This window comes from Streptomyces sp. SID5910, assembly GCF_009862125.1.
Lineage (GTDB): Bacteria > Actinomycetota > Actinomycetes > Streptomycetales > Streptomycetaceae > Streptomyces.
The window spans coordinates 1-944 of record NZ_WWHX01000298.1; the positions used below are offsets into that span (position 1 = coordinate 1).

Here is a 944-nt window from a genome sequence, read left to right on the forward strand (position 1 = left end):
TCCGATCTGGGCGACGCCGAGGCGGGCGGCGACGCCTCGGCCTCCGCGACCACGGCGGACGGCGGCAACGGTGAGATCAGGATCCCGGACCACATCAAGGACAAGCTCAAGGAACACGGGATCGACGTCGACGAGTGGAAGAACGGCGCCTGGAAGAACTGGGACAAGGACGACTGGCTGCGCGAGGCGCAGGACTACGTCAACCCCATCATCGAGGACCTCTGGGACCCGGACCGCATGCGAGACGCCGAGGAGCCCGGCAAGGAGGTCGACGACAGCGACCTCTCCGGTGACCAGGGCGTCACCGACCCGGAGCCGGCGCCTGTCCCGGCCAAGGCCGTCCCGCCCTCGTACCACGAGAACGCCGCCACGGCGGGCAAGGTGTTCTTCGACGCCCCCGAGGGCACCATGGTCTGCTCGGCGACGGTCGTGCAGGACCCGGCGCATCCCGGCAAGTCGAACATGGTGTGGACGGCCGGCCACTGCGTGCACGCGGGCAAGAAGGGCGGCTGGTACCGCAACATCGCCTTCGTGCCGTCGTACAACGACGCCGGCAGGTCGACCGCCGAGCTGGAGAACGCGACGGAGGAGGAGATCGCTCCCTTCGGCGTGTGGTGGGGCGACTGGGCGCAGACCTCGGACCAGTGGATCGAGCAGGGCGGTGCCACGGGCGGCGACGGCGCGCCGTACGACTTCGCGGTCATCCATGTGACGCCGGAGAAGGGCAGCAACGGCAAGTCGCTGGAGGAGACGGTGGGTTCGGCGCTGCCGGTGGACTTCAAGGCGCCGGCCGTGCCGCAGGTCGACAGCATCACCGCGACCGGTTACCCGGCCGCGCCCCCGTACGACGGTCAGAAGCTGTTCCGGTGCGAGGACAAGCCGGGCCGGCTGTCGCTGACCGCCACCGACCCGACGATGTACCGCATCGGCTGCACCATGACCGG

General features: G+C 69.8%; 1 protein-coding gene. It reads left to right on the plus strand.

Going from position 1 to position 944, the window contains the following annotated elements:
* Positions 1–6: 6 nt before the first annotated feature.
* Positions 7–944: trypsin-like serine peptidase (locus GTW67_RS10315; RefSeq protein ID WP_161164501.1), on the plus strand; the 938-nt coding region annotated here is incomplete at its 3' end.